The sequence below is a fragment of the Pseudomonas sp. 2995-1 genome (assembly GCF_002742505.1).
Lineage (GTDB): Bacteria > Pseudomonadota > Gammaproteobacteria > Pseudomonadales > Pseudomonadaceae > Aquipseudomonas > Aquipseudomonas sivasensis.
Map to the genome: position 1 here is coordinate 15,045 of NZ_LJSA01000359.1, position 15,639 is coordinate 30,683.

Below are 15,639 nucleotides of genomic sequence, written 5' to 3' on the forward strand. Positions count from 1 at the left end.
TTTATATTGGCCGCCTTTGCCACGATTCTTTTACGTGAGGAAGTCAGCAATGAAGATCCTGATAAAAGCGTTAGCAAAATCCCAGTGGGAGGTCCGTCTGGACCAGAAAGCCATTACTTTCCACACTGAAGCCGAGGCGCGCGCCTTTGCCGATACCCTGCAAGCGCGTATCAAGGCGCCCCACCGTTTTCCAATCAGCCAGCAACACTCCGCCGCTGGCTGACCCGCCTCTCAGCCCTGCGCCTGCAAGGCTCTGGCCCGTTGCAGGCGTTGGGTCGACACGGCCACCGTCACCGCCAATACACCGCACAGGCTGATGACCATCGCCATTGGCATGGCCGTGCCATCGTGCAACACCCCCACCAGCGACGCCGCCCCCGCCGCCACACCGAACTGGATGCAGCCGAGCAATGCCGACGCACTGCCTGCCCGAGCGCCCTGCCCGCTCATGGCACACGCCGAGGTGTTGGGCAAAATGCAGCCCAGACTGGCGATGCAGATAAACAGCGGCACCAGCAATGGCCACAGCGCATCGGTGCGCAACGCCGTGATGCCCAGCAGCGTCAGACCCGCCAGCAGATACACCCACACCGAACGCGACAGCAAAAACGCCGGGCCACGCTTGGCCAGCAAGCGAGCGTTGAGCTGCGCCACTAGGATGAAGCCAGCGGCGTTGGAGCCGAATACCCAGCCGTAATGCTCAGCGGGCACGCCATACAGTTTGATAAACACGAACGGTGAACCCGCGATGTAGGCAAACATCCCGGCAATCGACAGCGCGCCGGTAAGGGCGTAACCGAGGTAAACCCGGTCGGACAACAGCCCAAAATAGCGGCGCAACGAGCCCGACAACGGCTGGCGTGGCTGATGGGCTGGAAAGGTTTCAGGCAAGCCGAATGCCACGGCGATAGCGGCCATCACACTGAAGATCGTCAATGCCAGGAAAATCGACTGCCAGCCCCACAACCCGACCATCACCCCGCCGGCCAGCGGCGCAAGAATCGGCGCCAGGCCGGTCACCAGCATCAACTGGGAAAACACCTTAGCCGAGCCCACGGCATCGCATTTGTCGCTGACCACCGCGCGGGAAATCACCATGCCCGCGCAGCCGCCAAGGGCCTGCACGAAGCGTGCGCCAATCAGCCAATCGAGGGAGGGCGCGTAGGCGCAGGCGAAGGACGCCAGGGTAAACAGGGTCACGCCGCTGAGCAGCGGCCCGCGCCGACCAAAACGGTCCGCCAGCGGGCCATAGATCAATTGGCCAATGGCCAGACCGGCGAAGTACACCGCCAGGGTCAGCTGGATGTGTTTTTCATCGGTGGCAAACGCTGTGGCCATCGCCGGGAAGCCCGGCAGGTAGAAATCGATCGCCAGCGGCGCAAAGGCGCTCAAGGCACCCAGAATCAGGATTATGCGAAGGTTCATCAGGCACCCAAGAGAGTCGGCAGCCCGACAGTCTAGCCGGGCCTGGATGCCTTGAACATAACGATAGCTCGCTAACTATTAAAATCAGGCGAGCTTGGCGCTGTAGCCTTCCTCAGTGATCAAGCTGATCACCTCTTCGGCAGACAAGCGGCTTTCCACGCCCACTTCCTTGGCGGCCAGGTCGACCTTCACACTGGCGCTTGAATCCTTACTCTGTACCGCCTGGGTCACCGCCCGGACGCAATGGCCGCAGGTCATTCCTTCAACACTGAATACTTGCATGACATAACTCCTTTGATGAGGTTGAACCCAGTCTCGACCTTGCCACAATGGCAAGGTCAAGTTCTGAAAAAATCGGCCGGGCTGGTATTCGGCGGCACTGTCGGCCAAGCTTGAACCATCTTTGATTCACACCACGGAGCATTCGCCATGCGCTGGTCGTATTTTGCCCTTGCCGGCTTGATGAGTTTGTCTGCCGCTGCGCCCATGGCCAGTGCCGATCAAGACTATGCGGTGTTGATCATTTCCCGGGAACGCCTGGAAGTGCTGACCAATTGCGAGATCGGCCTGTACATCCAGGACCAGTTGGCCGGGCGCCTGTTCCAGGAACAGTCCACCTCGTTCAACCTGCCCGCCGGCGATGTGTCACTGCGCCTGAAGCTGCTGCCGGGCCAAGCTGCGGGCTGCCTGCCTGGCCTGCTCGCCCCGCCCGCGCAAAACATCACGCTCAAGGCCGGTGACGTACGCAAGTTACGGATCGCCCAGGGTCCGGATGGCATGTACCTCAAAGCGGCTGCATTGGATTACTGAAGGCGCTTGACCTTACCCACAGGTCAAGGTTGATGCTAGGGGCAACTTCTTCTGGAGGAATGCCCCATGAATGGATCCACCACCTTTGATCTGCCCATCAGCGGCATGACCTGCGCCAGCTGTGCCGGGCGTGTCGAGCGTGCGCTGGGCAAGGTGCCGGGGGTGCAAAGCGTCAGTGTCAATCTGGCCAACGAGCGCGCCCACGTCGAAGTGCAGGGCCAAATGGACCCCGCCGTGCTGATTGCGGCGGTCGACAAGGCCGGTTACAGCGCCAGCCTGCCTCAAAGCGAAATCGCCACCGATACCGATCAAGCCCAGCGCCTGCACCGCGAGCGTTGGTCGCTGCTGCTGGCCATTGCGCTGGCATTGCCGTTGGTGCTGCCGATGCTGCTGGAGCCCTTTGGCCTGCACTGGATGCTCCCGCCCTGGGTGCAGTTCGCCCTCGCCACGCCCGTGCAATTCATTTTCGGTGCGCGCTTCTACATAGCCGCCTGGAAAGCCGTACGCGCCGGCGCCGGTAATATGGACCTGCTGGTCGCCATCGGCACCAGCGCCGGTTACGGCCTGAGCATTTATGAATGGCTCACCGCACATGCGGGTATGGCGCCGCACCTGTACTTCGAAGCTTCAGCGGTGGTAATTGCCTTGGTATTGCTGGGCAAATACCTGGAAAGCCGTGCTAAACGCCAGACTGCCAGCGCCATCCGTGCGCTGGAAGCCCTGCGCCCTGAACGTGCACTGCGTGTCCAGGATGGCCGTGAAGAAGACGTCGCCATCAGCGCGTTGAAGCTCGATGACCTGGTGTTGGTCAAACCCGGCGAGCGTTTCCCGGTGGACGGTGAAGTGATCGAAGGCCAAAGCCATGCCGACGAGGCGTTGATCAGCGGTGAAAGCCTGCCGGTGCCGAAACAACCCGGCGATAAAGTCACCGGCGGTGCCATCAACGGCGAAGGTCGTCTGCTGGTGCGCACCACCGCCCTTGGTGCTGAAAGTGTCCTGGCACGCATCATCCGCCTGGTGGAAGACGCCCAGGCCGCCAAGGCGCCGATTCAGAAACTGGTGGATAAAGTCAGCCAGGTCTTCGTCCCGACCGTGCTGGTACTGGCGGTGCTCACGCTGGTGGGATGGTGGCTGTACGGCGCGTCGCTGGAGACCGCGATTATCAACGCCGTGGCCGTGCTGGTGATCGCCTGCCCTTGCGCCCTTGGCCTGGCCACGCCGACTGCAATCATGGCCGGCACCGGTGTCGCCGCCCGCTACGGCATCCTGATCAAGGACGCCGAAGCGCTGGAGCGCGCCCACGCAGTGAGCGCCGTGGTCTTCGACAAGACGGGCACCCTCACCTCCGGCACGCCAAAAATCGCCCACTTGGTCGCGGTGGATGGCAATCAAGCCCTGCTGCTGCAACAGGCCGGCGCGCTGCAACGCGGCAGCGAACATCCCCTGGCAAAAGCCGTGTTGGATGCCTGCAGCGAACAAGGGCTGAAGGTGGCGGATGTGAGCGCCAGCCAATCCCTCACCGGGCGCGGCATTGCCGGCACCCTCGACGGTCGGCCACTGGCACTGGGCAATCGCCGTCTGCTGGAAGAAATCGGCTTGAGCGCGGGTGACTTGGCAGGTGTCGCCAGCGATTGGGAGTCCGAAGGCCGCACCCTGTCCTGGCTGATCGAACAGGGTCCACAACCGCGCGTACTCGGGTTGTTCGCCTTTGGCGACACCCTCAAACCCGGTGCGTTGGAAGCCGTTGAGCAACTCAAGGCCCAGCACATCAGCAGCCACTTGCTCACCGGCGACAACCGCGGCAGCGCCCGCGTGGTGGCGCACGCACTGGGCATCGACGATGTCCACGCTGAAGTGCTGCCCGCCGATAAAGCCGCCACCGTCGCCGAGCTGAAAAAAACCGGCGTGGTGGCGATGGTCGGCGACGGCATCAACGACGCCCCGGCCCTGGCGGCGGCCGATATCGGCATCGCCATGGGCGGCGGCACCGACGTGGCCATGCATGCTGCCGGTATCACCCTGATGCGCGGCGACCCACGCCTGGTGCCGGCCGCTCTGGAGATCAGCCGCAAGACCTACGCAAAAATCCGCCAGAACCTGTTCTGGGCGTTTGTGTATAACTTGATCGGTATTCCCCTGGCCGCATTCGGCCTGCTCAACCCGGTGCTGGCGGGCGCGGCTATGGCCTTGTCCAGCGTCAGCGTGGTGAGCAATGCACTGTTGTTGAAAACCTGGAAACCCACTGACCTAGAGGATCAACGCCCATGAACATCGGCCAAGCCGCACGCCAAAGCGGGCTGAGCGCCAAGATGATTCGCTACTACGAATCCATCGGCCTGCTCAAAGCCGCCCACCGCACCGACAGTGGCTACCGTGTGTATGGCCCGGACGACTTGCACACATTGGCGTTTATCAAACGCTCGCGGGATCTGGGGTTTTCATTGGAAGAGGTCGGCAAGCTGCTGACCCTGTGGCAGGACCGGCAACGGGCCAGCGCCGACGTGAAAGCCTTGGCGCGCCAGCATATCGAGGCGTTGAACCAGAAGATTCTGGAGCTGGGGCAGTTGCGGGATACGTTGCAAGATCTGGTTGAGCACTGCCAGGGCGATCATCGGCCGGATTGTCCGATTCTCAAGGAGTTGGCGTCGGGAAGCTGCTGCGCGTGAGGCTCTAACTGACTAACTACAAAACCAATGTGGGAGGGGGCTTGCTCCCGATGGCGGTGTGTCAGTCTCAATATCTGTAACTGACACACCGCTATCGGGAGCAAGCCCCCTCCCACATTTTGATCTTCATTTACCCGGAGATCATTGCATCCAAGGCGGCGGTGGCGGTTCTTCGGACGCTTTGCTCGGCGGAGCATCATCTGCCGCCCGAATCGCTTGCTTGCGCTCTTCATCCAGCCGCGCCGCTTCGATCTCGCGAATCACACCGCCCACATCCGCCAACTCTTCCGGCTCGTCGAACTCGCCGGTCAAGACGCTGGCCGGGTGCAAGGTACCGGCTTCGTACAGCGCCCACATTTCCTTGGCGTACTTGGTCTTCTTCAACTCCGGGGCAAAACGCCCGAAGTAGGAGGCCATGTTGCCCACATCCCGTTCCAGCATGTTGAACGCGTGGTTGTTGCCCGCCGCATCCACTGCCTGGGGCAGGTCAATAATCACCGGGCCCGTGGGGGTAAGCAGTACGTTGAACTCGGACAAGTCACCGTGTACCAGGCCGGTACACAGCATCAGCACGATCTGGGAAATCAGGAAGGCGTGGTATTCGCGCGCCTGGTCCGGCTCCAGTGTCACGTCATTCAGACGTGGCGCCGCATCGCCGTACTCGTCGGCCACCAGCTCCATCAACAGCACGCCTTCGAGGAAGTCGTAGGGCTTGGGCACGCGAACGCCCGCGCCGGCCAGGCGGAACAATGCCGCCACTTCGGCGTTCTGCCAGGCATCTTCGGTTTCTTTCTTACCGAACTTGGAGCCCTTGGCCATGGCCCGGGCTTGACGGCTGTTACGGACCTTACGGCCTTCCTGGTATTCGGATGCCTGACGAAAACTTCGTTTGTTCGCCTCCTTGTAAACCTTGGCGCAACGCAATTCGTTGCCGCAGCGCACCACATAAACAGCTGCTTCTTTACCACTCATGAGAGGGCGCAGCACTTCGTCGACCAGACCGTCTTCGATCAGGGGTTCAATGCGTTTAGGAGTCTTCATCAGCTTTTATTGTGGGTCCTTTATTACCAAATACGCGTATGGCACTCGTTATACGGCAATCGGCTCGCCGGTGGGAGGGGCTACCGATCTTTGACCACTCAAGAATGCATCCTATATGCCAGTTTCGGCTGCAATCAACGCTCAATGATCGCCGTCACCCCTTGACCGCCCGCCGCGCAGATCGAAATCAGCCCTCGGCCCTTGCCCGCCGCATCCAGCAACTTAGCCAGGTTGGCGACGATACGGCCGCCGGTGGCGGCAAATGGGTGCCCGGCGGCCAGGGAGCTGCCCTTCACATTCAACCGGCTGCGGTCGATGGAGCCCAACGGCGCGTCCAGCCCCAGGCGGGTCTTGCAGTAATCCGCATCTTCCCAGGCTTTTAGCGTGCACAACACCTGGGCCGCGAATGCTTCGTGGATCTCGTAATAATCGAAGTCCTGCAGCGTCAGGCCATTCCTCGCCAACAGACGCGGCACCGCATACACCGGAGCCATCAACAGGCCTTCGGCGCCGTTGACGAAATCCACCGCCGCCGCTTCGCCATCGCGCAGATACGCCAGGATCGGCAGCCCCCGCTCCTTCGCCCAAGCCTCACTGCCCAGCAGCACCAGAGATGCACCATCGGTGAGCGGTGTGGAGTTGCCGGCGGTGAGCGTGCCCTTTTCGCTGCGCTCGAAGGCGGGTTTGAGGGCGGCGAGTTTTTCCAGGGTCAGGTCGGGACGCAGGTTGTTGTCGCGGGTCAGGCCCAGAAACGGGGTGAGCAGATCGTTGTGCCAGCCTTCGGCATAGGCGGCCGCCATTTTCTGGTGGCTCTCCAGCGCAAGCTGGTCTTGCTCGGCCCGGGGGATCTGCCAGGTCTGCGCCATCAACTCACAGTGCTGGCCCATGGACAAACCGGTACGCGGCTCGCCATTGCGCGGCAGTTCTGGCTTAAGGTGATGGGGACGAAGTTGTAACAGGACTTTTAATTTATCCGCCATGGATTTGCTGCGGTTGGCTTGCAGCAGGATCTTGCGCAGCCCTTCATTCACCCCAATCGGTGCGTCTGACGTGGTGTCCACCCCGCCGGCGATGCCGCATTCGATCTGGCCCAAGGCAATCTTGTTGGCCACCAGCAATGCCGCCTCCAGCCCGGTGCCGCAGGCCTGCTGGATGTCATAGGCTGGGGTCTGCGGCGACAGGCGCGAGCCCAGCACGCATTCGCGGGTCAGGTTGAAGTCGCGCGAATGCTTGAGCACCGCGCCGGCGGCCACCTCGCCCATGCGCAGGCCGTGCAGGTTGTAGCGTTCGATCAAGCCTTCCAAGGCGGCGGTCAGCATCGCCTGGTTACTCGCCGTGGCGTAGGGGCCATTGGAACGGGCGAAAGGAATGCGGTTACCGCCAATGATCGCTACACGGCGCAATTGAGTCATGGAAAGCTCCCTCTGTCTGTTATGGGCTTGATCACTGAGCCTAGTCGAACGACTGCTACCCTGGGATGGTCAACCCTTTGAACCCCAGCCTTCGGAGAGCGTTCCATGTCTGACCGTTATATCGACTTCGCCAACTCAAGCCTCGGCCATCGCCTGGTCGCCGCCCTTGGCCTGCCGTCACCGGTACGCCTGGAACGCTGGCAAGCCGGACGCCTACGCCCGGTAGACGGTGCACTGCTGCTGGGCGGTGGAGCCCTGACAAGCAAGGTGCAGGCATTTGCCAACAAACTCACCGACGCGATTTATACCTACGGCGCCGAGTCATCGACGTGGATTCCCGGGCACGGCCCCAAGGTCAAGGCCGTGGTGTTCGATGCCAGCGAGCTGCAACACACCGACCAGCTCAAGCAACTGCGCGAGTTCTTCCAGCCCCTGCTGAAAAACCTCGATAACAGCGCCCACCTGGTGATCCTCGGCCGCGCCCCGGAAAGTCTCAGCGACCCGTTTGCCGCCAGCGCCCAGCGGGCCTTGGAAGGGTTCAGCCGCTCCTTGGCCAAGGAACTGCGCAACGGCGGAGTGTTGCAATTGCTCTACGTCGGCGAGGGTGCCGAAGACCAACTGGAAGGCGCGCTGCGTTTCTTCCTCTCACCGAAAAGCGCCTACATTTCCGGCCAGGTGATTCGCCTGGAGGCTTGCGCCACGCCCGTTGAGGACTGGACCCGCCCACTGGCCGGGCGCAAAGCGCTGGTCACGGGTGCGGCGCGTGGCATCGGTGCGTCTATCGCTGAAACCCTGACCCGCGACGGCGCTGAGGTCATTCTCCTTGACGTCCCCCAGGCCAAGGCCGACCTCGAAGCCCTGGCGGCGCGCTTGGGTGCTCGCACGGTGGTGCTGGATATCTGCGCCGAAGACGCCGCCAGCCAGTTGATCGAACACCTGCCCGATGGCCTCGATATTCTGGTGCATAACGCCGGTATCACCCGTGACAAAACCCTTGCCAACATGACCCCGGAATATTGGGATGCGGTGCTCGCGGTCAATCTCAATGCACCGCAGGTATTGACCAAAGCGCTGCTCGACAGCGGCAGCCTGCACGACAACGCCCGCGTGGTGGTGCTGGCGTCCATCAGCGGCATCGCTGGTAACCGTGGGCAAACCAACTATGCCGCGAGTAAGGCGGGTTTGATCGGCCTGGTGCAGGCGTGGGCGCCGTTGCTCAAGGAGCGCGGGATCAGCATCAATGCTGTGGCGCCAGGCTTTATCGAAACCCAGATGACCGCACACATCCCGTTCGCCCTGCGTGAAGCCGGGCGCCGCATGAGCTCCCTGGGCCAAGGCGGTTTGCCGCAGGACGTCGCCGAAGCTGTGGCCTGGCTGGGCCAGCCCGGTTCCGGCGCGGTCAGCGGGCAAGCATTGCGGGTGTGCGGGCAAAGTCTATTGGGAGCGTGAGCATGGAATGGCAGACCTTAGGCAATACCCCGTTTCTGCCGCCGTTGTATTGGCGAGCGGCGCTCAAGCGCAAGATTACCGGCAGCACACTGCCTGAACAGGGGCTGCGCTGCCGGGTCAGCGTCAACCCCAAGGACGTCGCGGCGTATCGCAAGGTCTGCGGTTTTGCCGACAGCCCGATCCTACCGGCGACCTACCCACACATCCTGGCGTTTGGATTACAAATGCAGCTGCTCACGGCCAAGGCATTTCCCTTCCCGTTGCTGGGGTTGATCCACCTGAGCAATTGCATTCGAATCCATCGCCCATTGGGCGGGGTAAACGAACTCTTCATAAGCGTGCACGCGCAAAACCTCCAACCTCACGCCAAGGGCGCAACCTTTGAGGTGGTAACCACCGTCGAAGATTCTCTCGGAGTGCTGTGGGAAGCCGAGAGCCGAATGCTCTGCCGAGGCGTAAAACTCGAAGGCGAAGCTGCCGATGACACCCAGCCCACACCTGCACACATCAGCGAACTGACCCGCTGGAAGGCCCCTTCGGATATCGGCCGTCGCTATGCGAGGGTCTCCGGCGACTACAACCCGATTCACCTGAGTGCCCCGACCGCCAAGTTGTTTGGCTTCCCCCAGGCCATCGCCCACGGACTGTGGAACAAGGCCCGCACACTGGCCGCACTCGGTGAGCACCTGCCCGCTGCCAATGTAGAAATCGAAGTGGTATTCAAAAAACCGGTGCGCCTGCCCAGCGAAGTGACGTTGCACAGTAGCACCGCCGGTTCCAGTGGCGAATTACTGTTGAAAGGCGCGGGGGATATTGAACATATGGTGGGGAAATGGCGGCCAATCGCATAACAAAACCTGCTTAATTGTATATATACGCCATAAGTAATAGCGGACTTGAAAAAGTCCGCTATTTGTTTATCTAAGCGACTGATTCAATAGACATATACATCTTGATACGCCCTCCCCTTATACCCTTACGACTAGTCATTAAGCATACACTTCACGCCCTCTATATAAATCGTTAATACCAAGTTTAGCCTTGAGGGAACACGCACCCGGGTCTGTTATAGACCTACGGACAAACGCATCGCTATCCCAAGAAATAACGAGCGTTTGAAGACAACTAAGGTTGTACGGGTGCAAGGAATTCAATCATGAAAACTCAAGTAGTGTTTTGGAAAGCAAGTACCGCGTTGGCCCTGGCAATAGCAATGACACTCTGTGGCTGCAGCAGCGGTGGTGGCGGGCATCACAGTAGCGGCTCCTCCTCTTCGGATACTGCCGGAACCGGTGGAGGTACTGGTGGCGGTACCGGTGGCGGCACTGGTGGAGGTACCGGTGGAGGTACCGGTGGCGGCACTGGTGGAGGTACCGGTGGCGGCACTGGTGGCGGCACCACCACGCCACTGGTCACCGCGACCGTCGTCGACACGCTGGGCAACACCGTGACCGGCGTGGGCGGCACCGTCAGCAGTCTCGGCACCACCCTCGGCAGCTTGCCGATTGTTGGCGCGACCACCCAAGGTCTGGTGGTGGCCACAGGCACTGCGGTCGGCAGCATCGGCAACGGCCTGTCGGATGGGCTCGGCTCGTTGGGCACTGACAGCAATGCACTGGGCAACACCCTCGACGGCGTAGGCCAAGGTGTTTCCGATCTGGGCGATGGCGTCAGCACCACCGGCGCTAACGTGCGCACGCTGCTGGGTAAAGTGCCCGTGGTCAGCGCAACTGCGCCAGTGGTGGGCGGCGCGGTCGATAAAGTCGGCAACGTGGTGACCATGCTCGGCGATACCCTGAGCACCGCCAGCACCACCGGCCCGCTGGGCAATGTGACAAATGCCGTGGGCGCCCGAGTGCTGGTGCCAGTCGTCTCGCTGGTGGAAAAAACCACCGGCAAAGTTGGCAACGCAACGGGCCTGGACAGCCCGGTCGGCGGCCTGCTGGATAAAGTCGGCAGCACCGTCGATGGCCTCGGCGATAAAGTCGCCGGCGCTGGCGGCACCGGTAACCCTGTGACCGGCGCCGTGGGTAACCTGCTCAATGGCGTCGGCACCGTGGTCGGCACCACAAGCGGCTATGTCGACCCAGCCACCGGCACCGGCAACGGCGGCGGTAGCGGCAGTGGCGTCAAACTCGGTCTGCCGGAACTGATCGGTGGTGTCATCGCCGGCGCCGGCAACGGCCTCAACGTTGGCAATACCAATGGCGTGGTGAGCGCTGCTGGCGTCACCGGCGCCAGCGCCGGCGGCACGGTGGCATCTCTGGGCACCTTGCTGGGCGGCAGCGGCACTCCAAACACCGCCGCGGGCGCTCCGATCATGGCGGTGACCACCAACCTCGGCAGCGCACTTAACCCTGCCACCAGTGGCATCGCCAGCCTGACCCAAAACGTCGGCAACGCCACCGGCCTGGGCGCCCCAGTCAATGGACTGGTGACTAACGTCGGCGGCGCCGTCAACAGCCTGGGCGGCAAAATCAGCGGCGCCAATGCCAACCCGGTCACCAACGCCCTGGGCGGCACCGTGAGCGCTGTCGGCGGCACCGTGGCGTCGGTGGGTGGCCTAGTCACCGGCGGTACCAGCGGCGGCGGGTTGCTCGGCGGCGGCTTGAACCTGGGCGGCAGCGCATCTGCCGGCGCCAGTGCCAGTGCCGGGGCCAGCACCAGCGGTGGCCTGGGGGGGTTGCTCGGTGGCCTCACCGGCAAAAAATAGAATTGCACCTGGCCGATTAGACGGCCTCACCTACAGCGCCTACGCTTGGTTGAGACGAGAGATCTAATAAATCTCTCGTCTTTTTTTAGGGCCACTGAACGGCCCCTGAAAAACACCCGAACCGCGCCTTCAGAGCCCGGCGGGCACCTGCGAAACGCTGCTGCTTTGACCATGGAGTGTCCTATGCGCGCTTTGACACCGTTGTTATTGCTCACCCTCAGTGCTTACGCCCACGCCGATACTCTGCCCAGCTTCCTCAATAGCAACGACACCATCCGCAACCTGCCGGTGCCCAATCTGCCCGCCGATGCCTACCGCCCGAACACCCCGCAAACGCAGCTGCCCACCCCTGCGGCGAGTGAGGCGCAACCGTTACTGATGGACACCAAGGTGACCATTCGCAAACTGCAGATCGACGGCGGCACGGTCTACCCGCTCAACGACGTTGCCCTGGCGTTCGAGCCCTTGATCGGCCACGAAACCAACCTGGCCCAATTGATCGAGGCGACACGCAGCATCACCCGGCGCTACCAGGCAGACGGCTACCTGCTGTCCTATGCGTTCCTGCCGGAGCAACGCTTCGATGACGGCCTGGTGCACGTCATTCTGGTGGAGGGTTATATCCGCGATTACCAAGTACAAGGCGATATTGGCTCAGTGTCGTCCTACGTCGAAAAGCTCGCCGACAAACTCAAGGCCGAGCGCCCACTGACCCGTAAAGCCTTCGAGCGCTACACCACACTCATGGGCGCGATCCCCGGCGTCACCTTGCAAGCGCAAGTGCCGCCACCCGGCACCACCGACGGCGGCACCCACATGCAGATCACTGCCAGCCGCAAGCCTTTCACCACCAGCATGAGCCTCAACCAGGCCAGTCGTGGCGGCACGCAAGCCTTGTTAACCGCCACCAGCAATTCCCAGACCGCCATGGGTGAACAACTGAGCGTGAGCGGCCTGTTCCCACCGGGCGACGACAAAGAACACTACTACCGCGCCGCCTACAGCCAATTCGTCAATGCCGAGGGCACCCAACTGGTGCTATCCGGTGAACGCTATCGCGCCGACCCCGGCACCAACCTGCAACTGGGCGGCGGCTTCGAACTCAAGCCCCATCAGGCAATCGACCGATTCTCCATTGGCCTGAGCCACCCGCTGATCGCCTCGCCCACCGAGTCGTTGACCCTGGGCACGCGGTTCTATGGGGTCGACCAGAAAACCCGCTATCAACTGGTGGGATTCCCCCAGCGCTTTGACATCGAAACCAACCTGCGCGCCGTGGCGTTCGAAGGCGACTGGCGCAAGGCCGACGCCGACCAACTGCGCATCCTCAGCGCGGGGCTGTACCAAGGCATCGACGGCATGGGCGCCAAGACACGCAGCGACCTCGAAGGCCTCAAACCTGACTTGGACTTCTTCCGCCTGCGCCTGTCGGGCGTGCAAAGCAACAAGCTGTTCGGCAACGTTCAGGGCGTGCTGTCAGGAGCGCTTTATTGGAGTGACGACACCTTGCCCGACAGCGAGCGCGCCACCTTCGGCGGGCAGAACTTCGGTCGTGGCTACCCCGATGATCAAGGCTCGGGCGACAAGGGCTGGGGCATGGCCTATGAGGTCAACTACAGCTACAACCGTGCCGGCGAGTGGGTGAGAATCCTGCAACCCTACATCGTGTTCGACCGTGCCAAGACCTGGTTCAACGACCAGCCCATCAAAGGCAACAACCTGTCATCAGCCGCCGTGGGCCTGCGCTTTGGCGACGCGAAGTATTACAACATCGCGCTCGAAGCGGCCAAGCCGATGTCGGACGAGGCCCTCGACAGCCTCAACCGCCAGCCGCGGTATACGTTGAGTTTCAGCTATCAACTCTGACAAGGCCTACAGCGCTCAGTTTAGGCTGAGCGGGGTTCTGCGGCAGACGAGCTTGCTGTGGTAAGAGGGCGTGTTGTGGCGAGCGGGCTTGCTCGTGTTCGACTGCGCAACAGTCCCCAAAAGCCCTACCGCTTGCTGAGAGGAAACAAGCTGTCCAACGTATCAATCAACCGCACCAGGTAAATCGGCTTGCGAAACAGATCCAGGACCTGCAGGCGCAGCATGTCGCTGACGTCATCCATTTCGGCATGACCGGACATCACAATCACCGGCAGGTGCGAGCGTGAGGTGTGTTCGCGCAGGCGCTTGATCAAGGAGATACCGCTTTCCTCGGGCATGCGCAGGTCGGTGATGACCAAGGCGATATCGGGGTGAAGTGTCAACTCTTGCAGGGCGAAGGTGACGGATGTTGCCGTAAAGCACACAAACCCCTCGTTTCCGAGGGATTCGGCGAGCTCGATCAGCGCGTCCTCTTCGTCGTCCACTAACAGGATTTGTTGCCGGGGGGACGACATGGGGCTCATTTAAGGATCCTGATACTAAACGTGCACTCAGGGTAGTCGTATCGCGCCATTGATCAAGTGGACAAGATACTGGCTTCGACCAACTTGAACAGCGCAGTGACTCTGTCGCTGATGGGCGTCATGAAGATACCGATCACAGCCGCACACATGGCAGCCACAATGGCGTACTCAATACCGGAAGCGCCATCCCTGGCGCAGACCATCAGTTGAAGCTTTAAGAACACCTTGCCAATTGCTGACATGCGACTCTCCAACAAGGGTTAAAAGCTCAAGTGCCAATACCGGTCTGAATCGATGTAAAAATGGCTTTGACTTTAGTGCTGATGGGCGTCATGAACAGCCCGATCACCGCTGCACACATCGCCGCGACAATTGCATATTCGATACCGGAGGCCCCCTCTCTTCCGTAAGACAAAATCTGGATTTTGATAAACACCTTGCGAATGACGTCAAGGAACATTTGACTTCTCCTTTGCGCTCCGGGCGCTGATGTAGCTGGGCTACAGCATGATCTCGCTGTGCCATTAGAGCATTGTCGGCAAATCCACTCCCAACAACTGTAATAAGCGACTAATCACAAAGTAGTAGCCAAATCGATGACGCCTGAAGAACCTTATTTCCCACTAATGAAGAGAAATTTTCCAAGGAGTAATGGCATTTCGTCCTAGCTGAACTACCTTCAAATAGCGAAATAGTTAGACCTTGATAGTGAACTGATTGCGCAGTGCTGGATGGACCAGACAGCAGGTTCTGCAGTGGGAAAGGGAGAGCCTTTATGAGCAGTCGCATCAGTATGATTCTGGCCGGGTTGCTCTTGTTGGGAGCGCTGATTGCCGGTTATTGGGGCCTCGTGTTGAGCCGTCCGGAACCGGCGGCCGCCGTGGTTGCTCAGCCCGTTGCCACCCCCTCTTCAGTGGCCCCCGTCGAAGACCCGACACGTCAACCCGTGGTGGTACTGGCCCACGACGTGCCGCCCTTCGTCGCCCTCACCGCCGCCGACCTGACCCTGGAAAAACTGCGCACTGCACCGGCTGGCAGCCTCACCACGCTGGAGCAAGCCATCGGACGCACGCCTTGGCGCAGCCTGGAAGCCGGAACCTGGCTGACCGAACAAAGCTTCGAGGCTGGCGGAAGCCTCGCCCGGATGATCCGCTCTGACGAACGCGCGCTGGCCGTTGCCGTGGATGAAGTAACCGGCGCCGCTGGGCAATTGAACCCGGGTGATTATGTTGACGTGATGCTGTACCTGCGCCAGGAAAACGGTAACCCGCAACCCTCGGCGCAAACCGTAGTCCCCGCACTTCGCCTGCTTGGAGTGGGTGACCAACTCGGGCTGACCAATGACGGTAAACCCGGCTCCCCTGTAGCAACAACGGCCGAAGACAAAGCCAAGCAACAACAGAGCCGTGCCAGTGCGCGCACCGTGTTGCTGGCCGTTCCAGAACAACTGATGAGTCGGTTGGTGCTTGCCACACAAGCCGGTGCAATGCGCCTGGCCCTGCGCAGCGCTGACGAACAACGCTTGAGCCAATACTGGTCGGGCACCAATGAATCAGCGGCAAACCTCGACAACGCCAAGCGCGACCTCTACCAGTTCAATCAGTTGGCCTTTACTGCACCACCCACCAGCAACTTCAGCCCATCGGCCACCACCAGCGCTCCACGTCGCTCGGGTGTCGAGGTGATACGCGGCAACCAGGTTACTCAACAAACGCCCAGATAGCGCTAAGGAT

The 15,639-nt window shown here is 61.2% G+C and carries 16 protein-coding genes; 9 read left to right on the forward strand and 7 right to left on the reverse strand.

The window, feature by feature from the left end:
* Positions 1–49 precede the first annotated feature (49 nt).
* Positions 50–223 carry a hypothetical protein gene (locus tag AOA61_RS31545; protein ID WP_163033283.1) on the forward strand — a complete coding sequence of 58 codons (174 nt, stop codon included), beginning with the start codon at positions 50–52 and terminating at the stop codon, positions 221–223.
* An 8-nt stretch (positions 224–231) separates the two neighbouring features.
* Here AOA61_RS31545 and AOA61_RS16460 read toward each other — a convergent pair whose 3' ends face one another.
* Both AOA61_RS16460 and AOA61_RS16465 read right to left on the reverse strand, forming a co-directional pair.
* Complete coding sequence (locus AOA61_RS16460) at positions 232–1,425, reverse strand: multidrug effflux MFS transporter (protein ID WP_032887112.1); 1,194 nt, start codon at positions 1,423–1,425, stop codon at positions 232–234.
* Positions 1,426–1,509: 84 nt separating this feature from the next.
* On the reverse strand, positions 1,510–1,707 hold the full coding sequence (locus AOA61_RS16465; protein ID WP_032887113.1) for a heavy-metal-associated domain-containing protein: 198 nt from the start codon (positions 1,705–1,707) through the stop codon (positions 1,510–1,512).
* A gap of 147 nt (positions 1,708–1,854) precedes the next feature.
* On the opposite strand from AOA61_RS16465, the gene AOA61_RS16470 reads away from it, so the two are divergent.
* The 3 genes from AOA61_RS16470 (at position 1,855) to cueR (ending at position 4,901) form a co-directional block, all read left to right on the forward strand.
* Positions 1,855–2,235: a hypothetical protein gene (locus tag AOA61_RS16470; protein ID WP_099602164.1), complete on the forward strand. Its 381-nt coding sequence runs from the start codon at positions 1,855–1,857 to the stop codon at positions 2,233–2,235.
* Positions 2,236–2,301: 66 nt separating this feature from the next.
* On the forward strand, positions 2,302–4,503 hold the full coding sequence (locus AOA61_RS16475; RefSeq protein WP_099602165.1) for a cation-translocating P-type ATPase: 2,202 nt from the start codon (positions 2,302–2,304) through the stop codon (positions 4,501–4,503).
* The gene (gene cueR / locus AOA61_RS16480) at positions 4,500–4,901 is read left to right on the forward strand and encodes a Cu(I)-responsive transcriptional regulator (protein WP_032887118.1); all 402 of its coding nucleotides are present in this window, start codon (positions 4,500–4,502) and stop codon (positions 4,899–4,901) included. The genes AOA61_RS16475 and cueR overlap by 4 nt, the downstream gene beginning before the upstream one ends.
* A 141-nt stretch (positions 4,902–5,042) precedes the next feature.
* Here cueR and AOA61_RS16485 read toward each other — a convergent pair whose 3' ends face one another.
* The gene (locus AOA61_RS16485) at positions 5,043–5,942 is read right to left on the reverse strand and encodes a PA4780 family RIO1-like protein kinase (protein WP_032887119.1); all 900 of its coding nucleotides are present in this window, start codon (positions 5,940–5,942) and stop codon (positions 5,043–5,045) included.
* 134 nt (positions 5,943–6,076) lie between these two features.
* Positions 6,077–7,354 carry an acetyl-CoA C-acetyltransferase gene (locus AOA61_RS16490; RefSeq protein ID WP_099602166.1) on the reverse strand — a complete coding sequence of 426 codons (1,278 nt, stop codon included), beginning with the start codon at positions 7,352–7,354 and terminating at the stop codon, positions 6,077–6,079.
* A gap of 105 nt (positions 7,355–7,459) precedes the next feature.
* Between AOA61_RS16490 and AOA61_RS16495 the strand changes: the two genes are divergently transcribed.
* The 4 genes from AOA61_RS16495 (at position 7,460) to AOA61_RS16510 (ending at position 13,382) form a co-directional block, all read left to right on the forward strand.
* On the forward strand, positions 7,460–8,803 hold the full coding sequence (locus AOA61_RS16495; protein WP_099602167.1) for a 3-oxoacyl-ACP reductase: 1,344 nt from the start codon (positions 7,460–7,462) through the stop codon (positions 8,801–8,803).
* A 2-nt stretch (positions 8,804–8,805) separates the two neighbouring features.
* On the forward strand, positions 8,806–9,654 hold the full coding sequence (locus tag AOA61_RS16500) for a MaoC family dehydratase (RefSeq protein ID WP_099602168.1): 849 nt from the start codon (positions 8,806–8,808) through the stop codon (positions 9,652–9,654).
* Positions 9,655–9,959: 305 nt separating this feature from the next.
* Positions 9,960–11,516 carry a collagen-like triple helix repeat-containing protein gene (locus tag AOA61_RS16505; RefSeq protein ID WP_099602169.1) on the forward strand — a complete coding sequence of 519 codons (1,557 nt, stop codon included), beginning with the start codon at positions 9,960–9,962 and terminating at the stop codon, positions 11,514–11,516.
* 183 nt (positions 11,517–11,699) lie between these two features.
* The gene (locus AOA61_RS16510) at positions 11,700–13,382 is read left to right on the forward strand and encodes a ShlB/FhaC/HecB family hemolysin secretion/activation protein (protein ID WP_099602170.1); all 1,683 of its coding nucleotides are present in this window, start codon (positions 11,700–11,702) and stop codon (positions 13,380–13,382) included.
* A 125-nt stretch (positions 13,383–13,507) separates the two neighbouring features.
* On the opposite strand, the gene AOA61_RS16515 is transcribed toward AOA61_RS16510, so the two are convergent.
* The 3 genes from AOA61_RS16515 to AOA61_RS16525 are packed head-to-tail and all read right to left on the reverse strand — an operon-like array spanning position 13,508 to position 14,366.
* The gene (locus tag AOA61_RS16515) at positions 13,508–13,906 is read right to left on the reverse strand and encodes a response regulator (protein ID WP_032887125.1); all 399 of its coding nucleotides are present in this window, start codon (positions 13,904–13,906) and stop codon (positions 13,508–13,510) included.
* Between the two features lie 53 nt (positions 13,907–13,959).
* A complete protein-coding gene (locus AOA61_RS16520) occupies positions 13,960–14,148 on the reverse strand; it encodes a hypothetical protein (RefSeq protein ID WP_032887127.1) in 189 nt (62 codons plus the stop codon).
* A gap of 26 nt (positions 14,149–14,174) precedes the next feature.
* A complete protein-coding gene (locus tag AOA61_RS16525; protein WP_032887128.1) occupies positions 14,175–14,366 on the reverse strand; it encodes a Flp family type IVb pilin in 192 nt (63 codons plus the stop codon).
* A gap of 315 nt (positions 14,367–14,681) precedes the next feature.
* Between AOA61_RS16525 and cpaB the strand changes: the two genes are divergently transcribed.
* Positions 14,682–15,629 (forward strand): Flp pilus assembly protein CpaB, encoded by a 948-nt coding sequence (gene cpaB / locus AOA61_RS16530; protein ID WP_099602171.1) that lies wholly within the window; start codon positions 14,682–14,684, stop codon positions 15,627–15,629.
* Positions 15,630–15,639 lie beyond the last annotated feature (10 nt).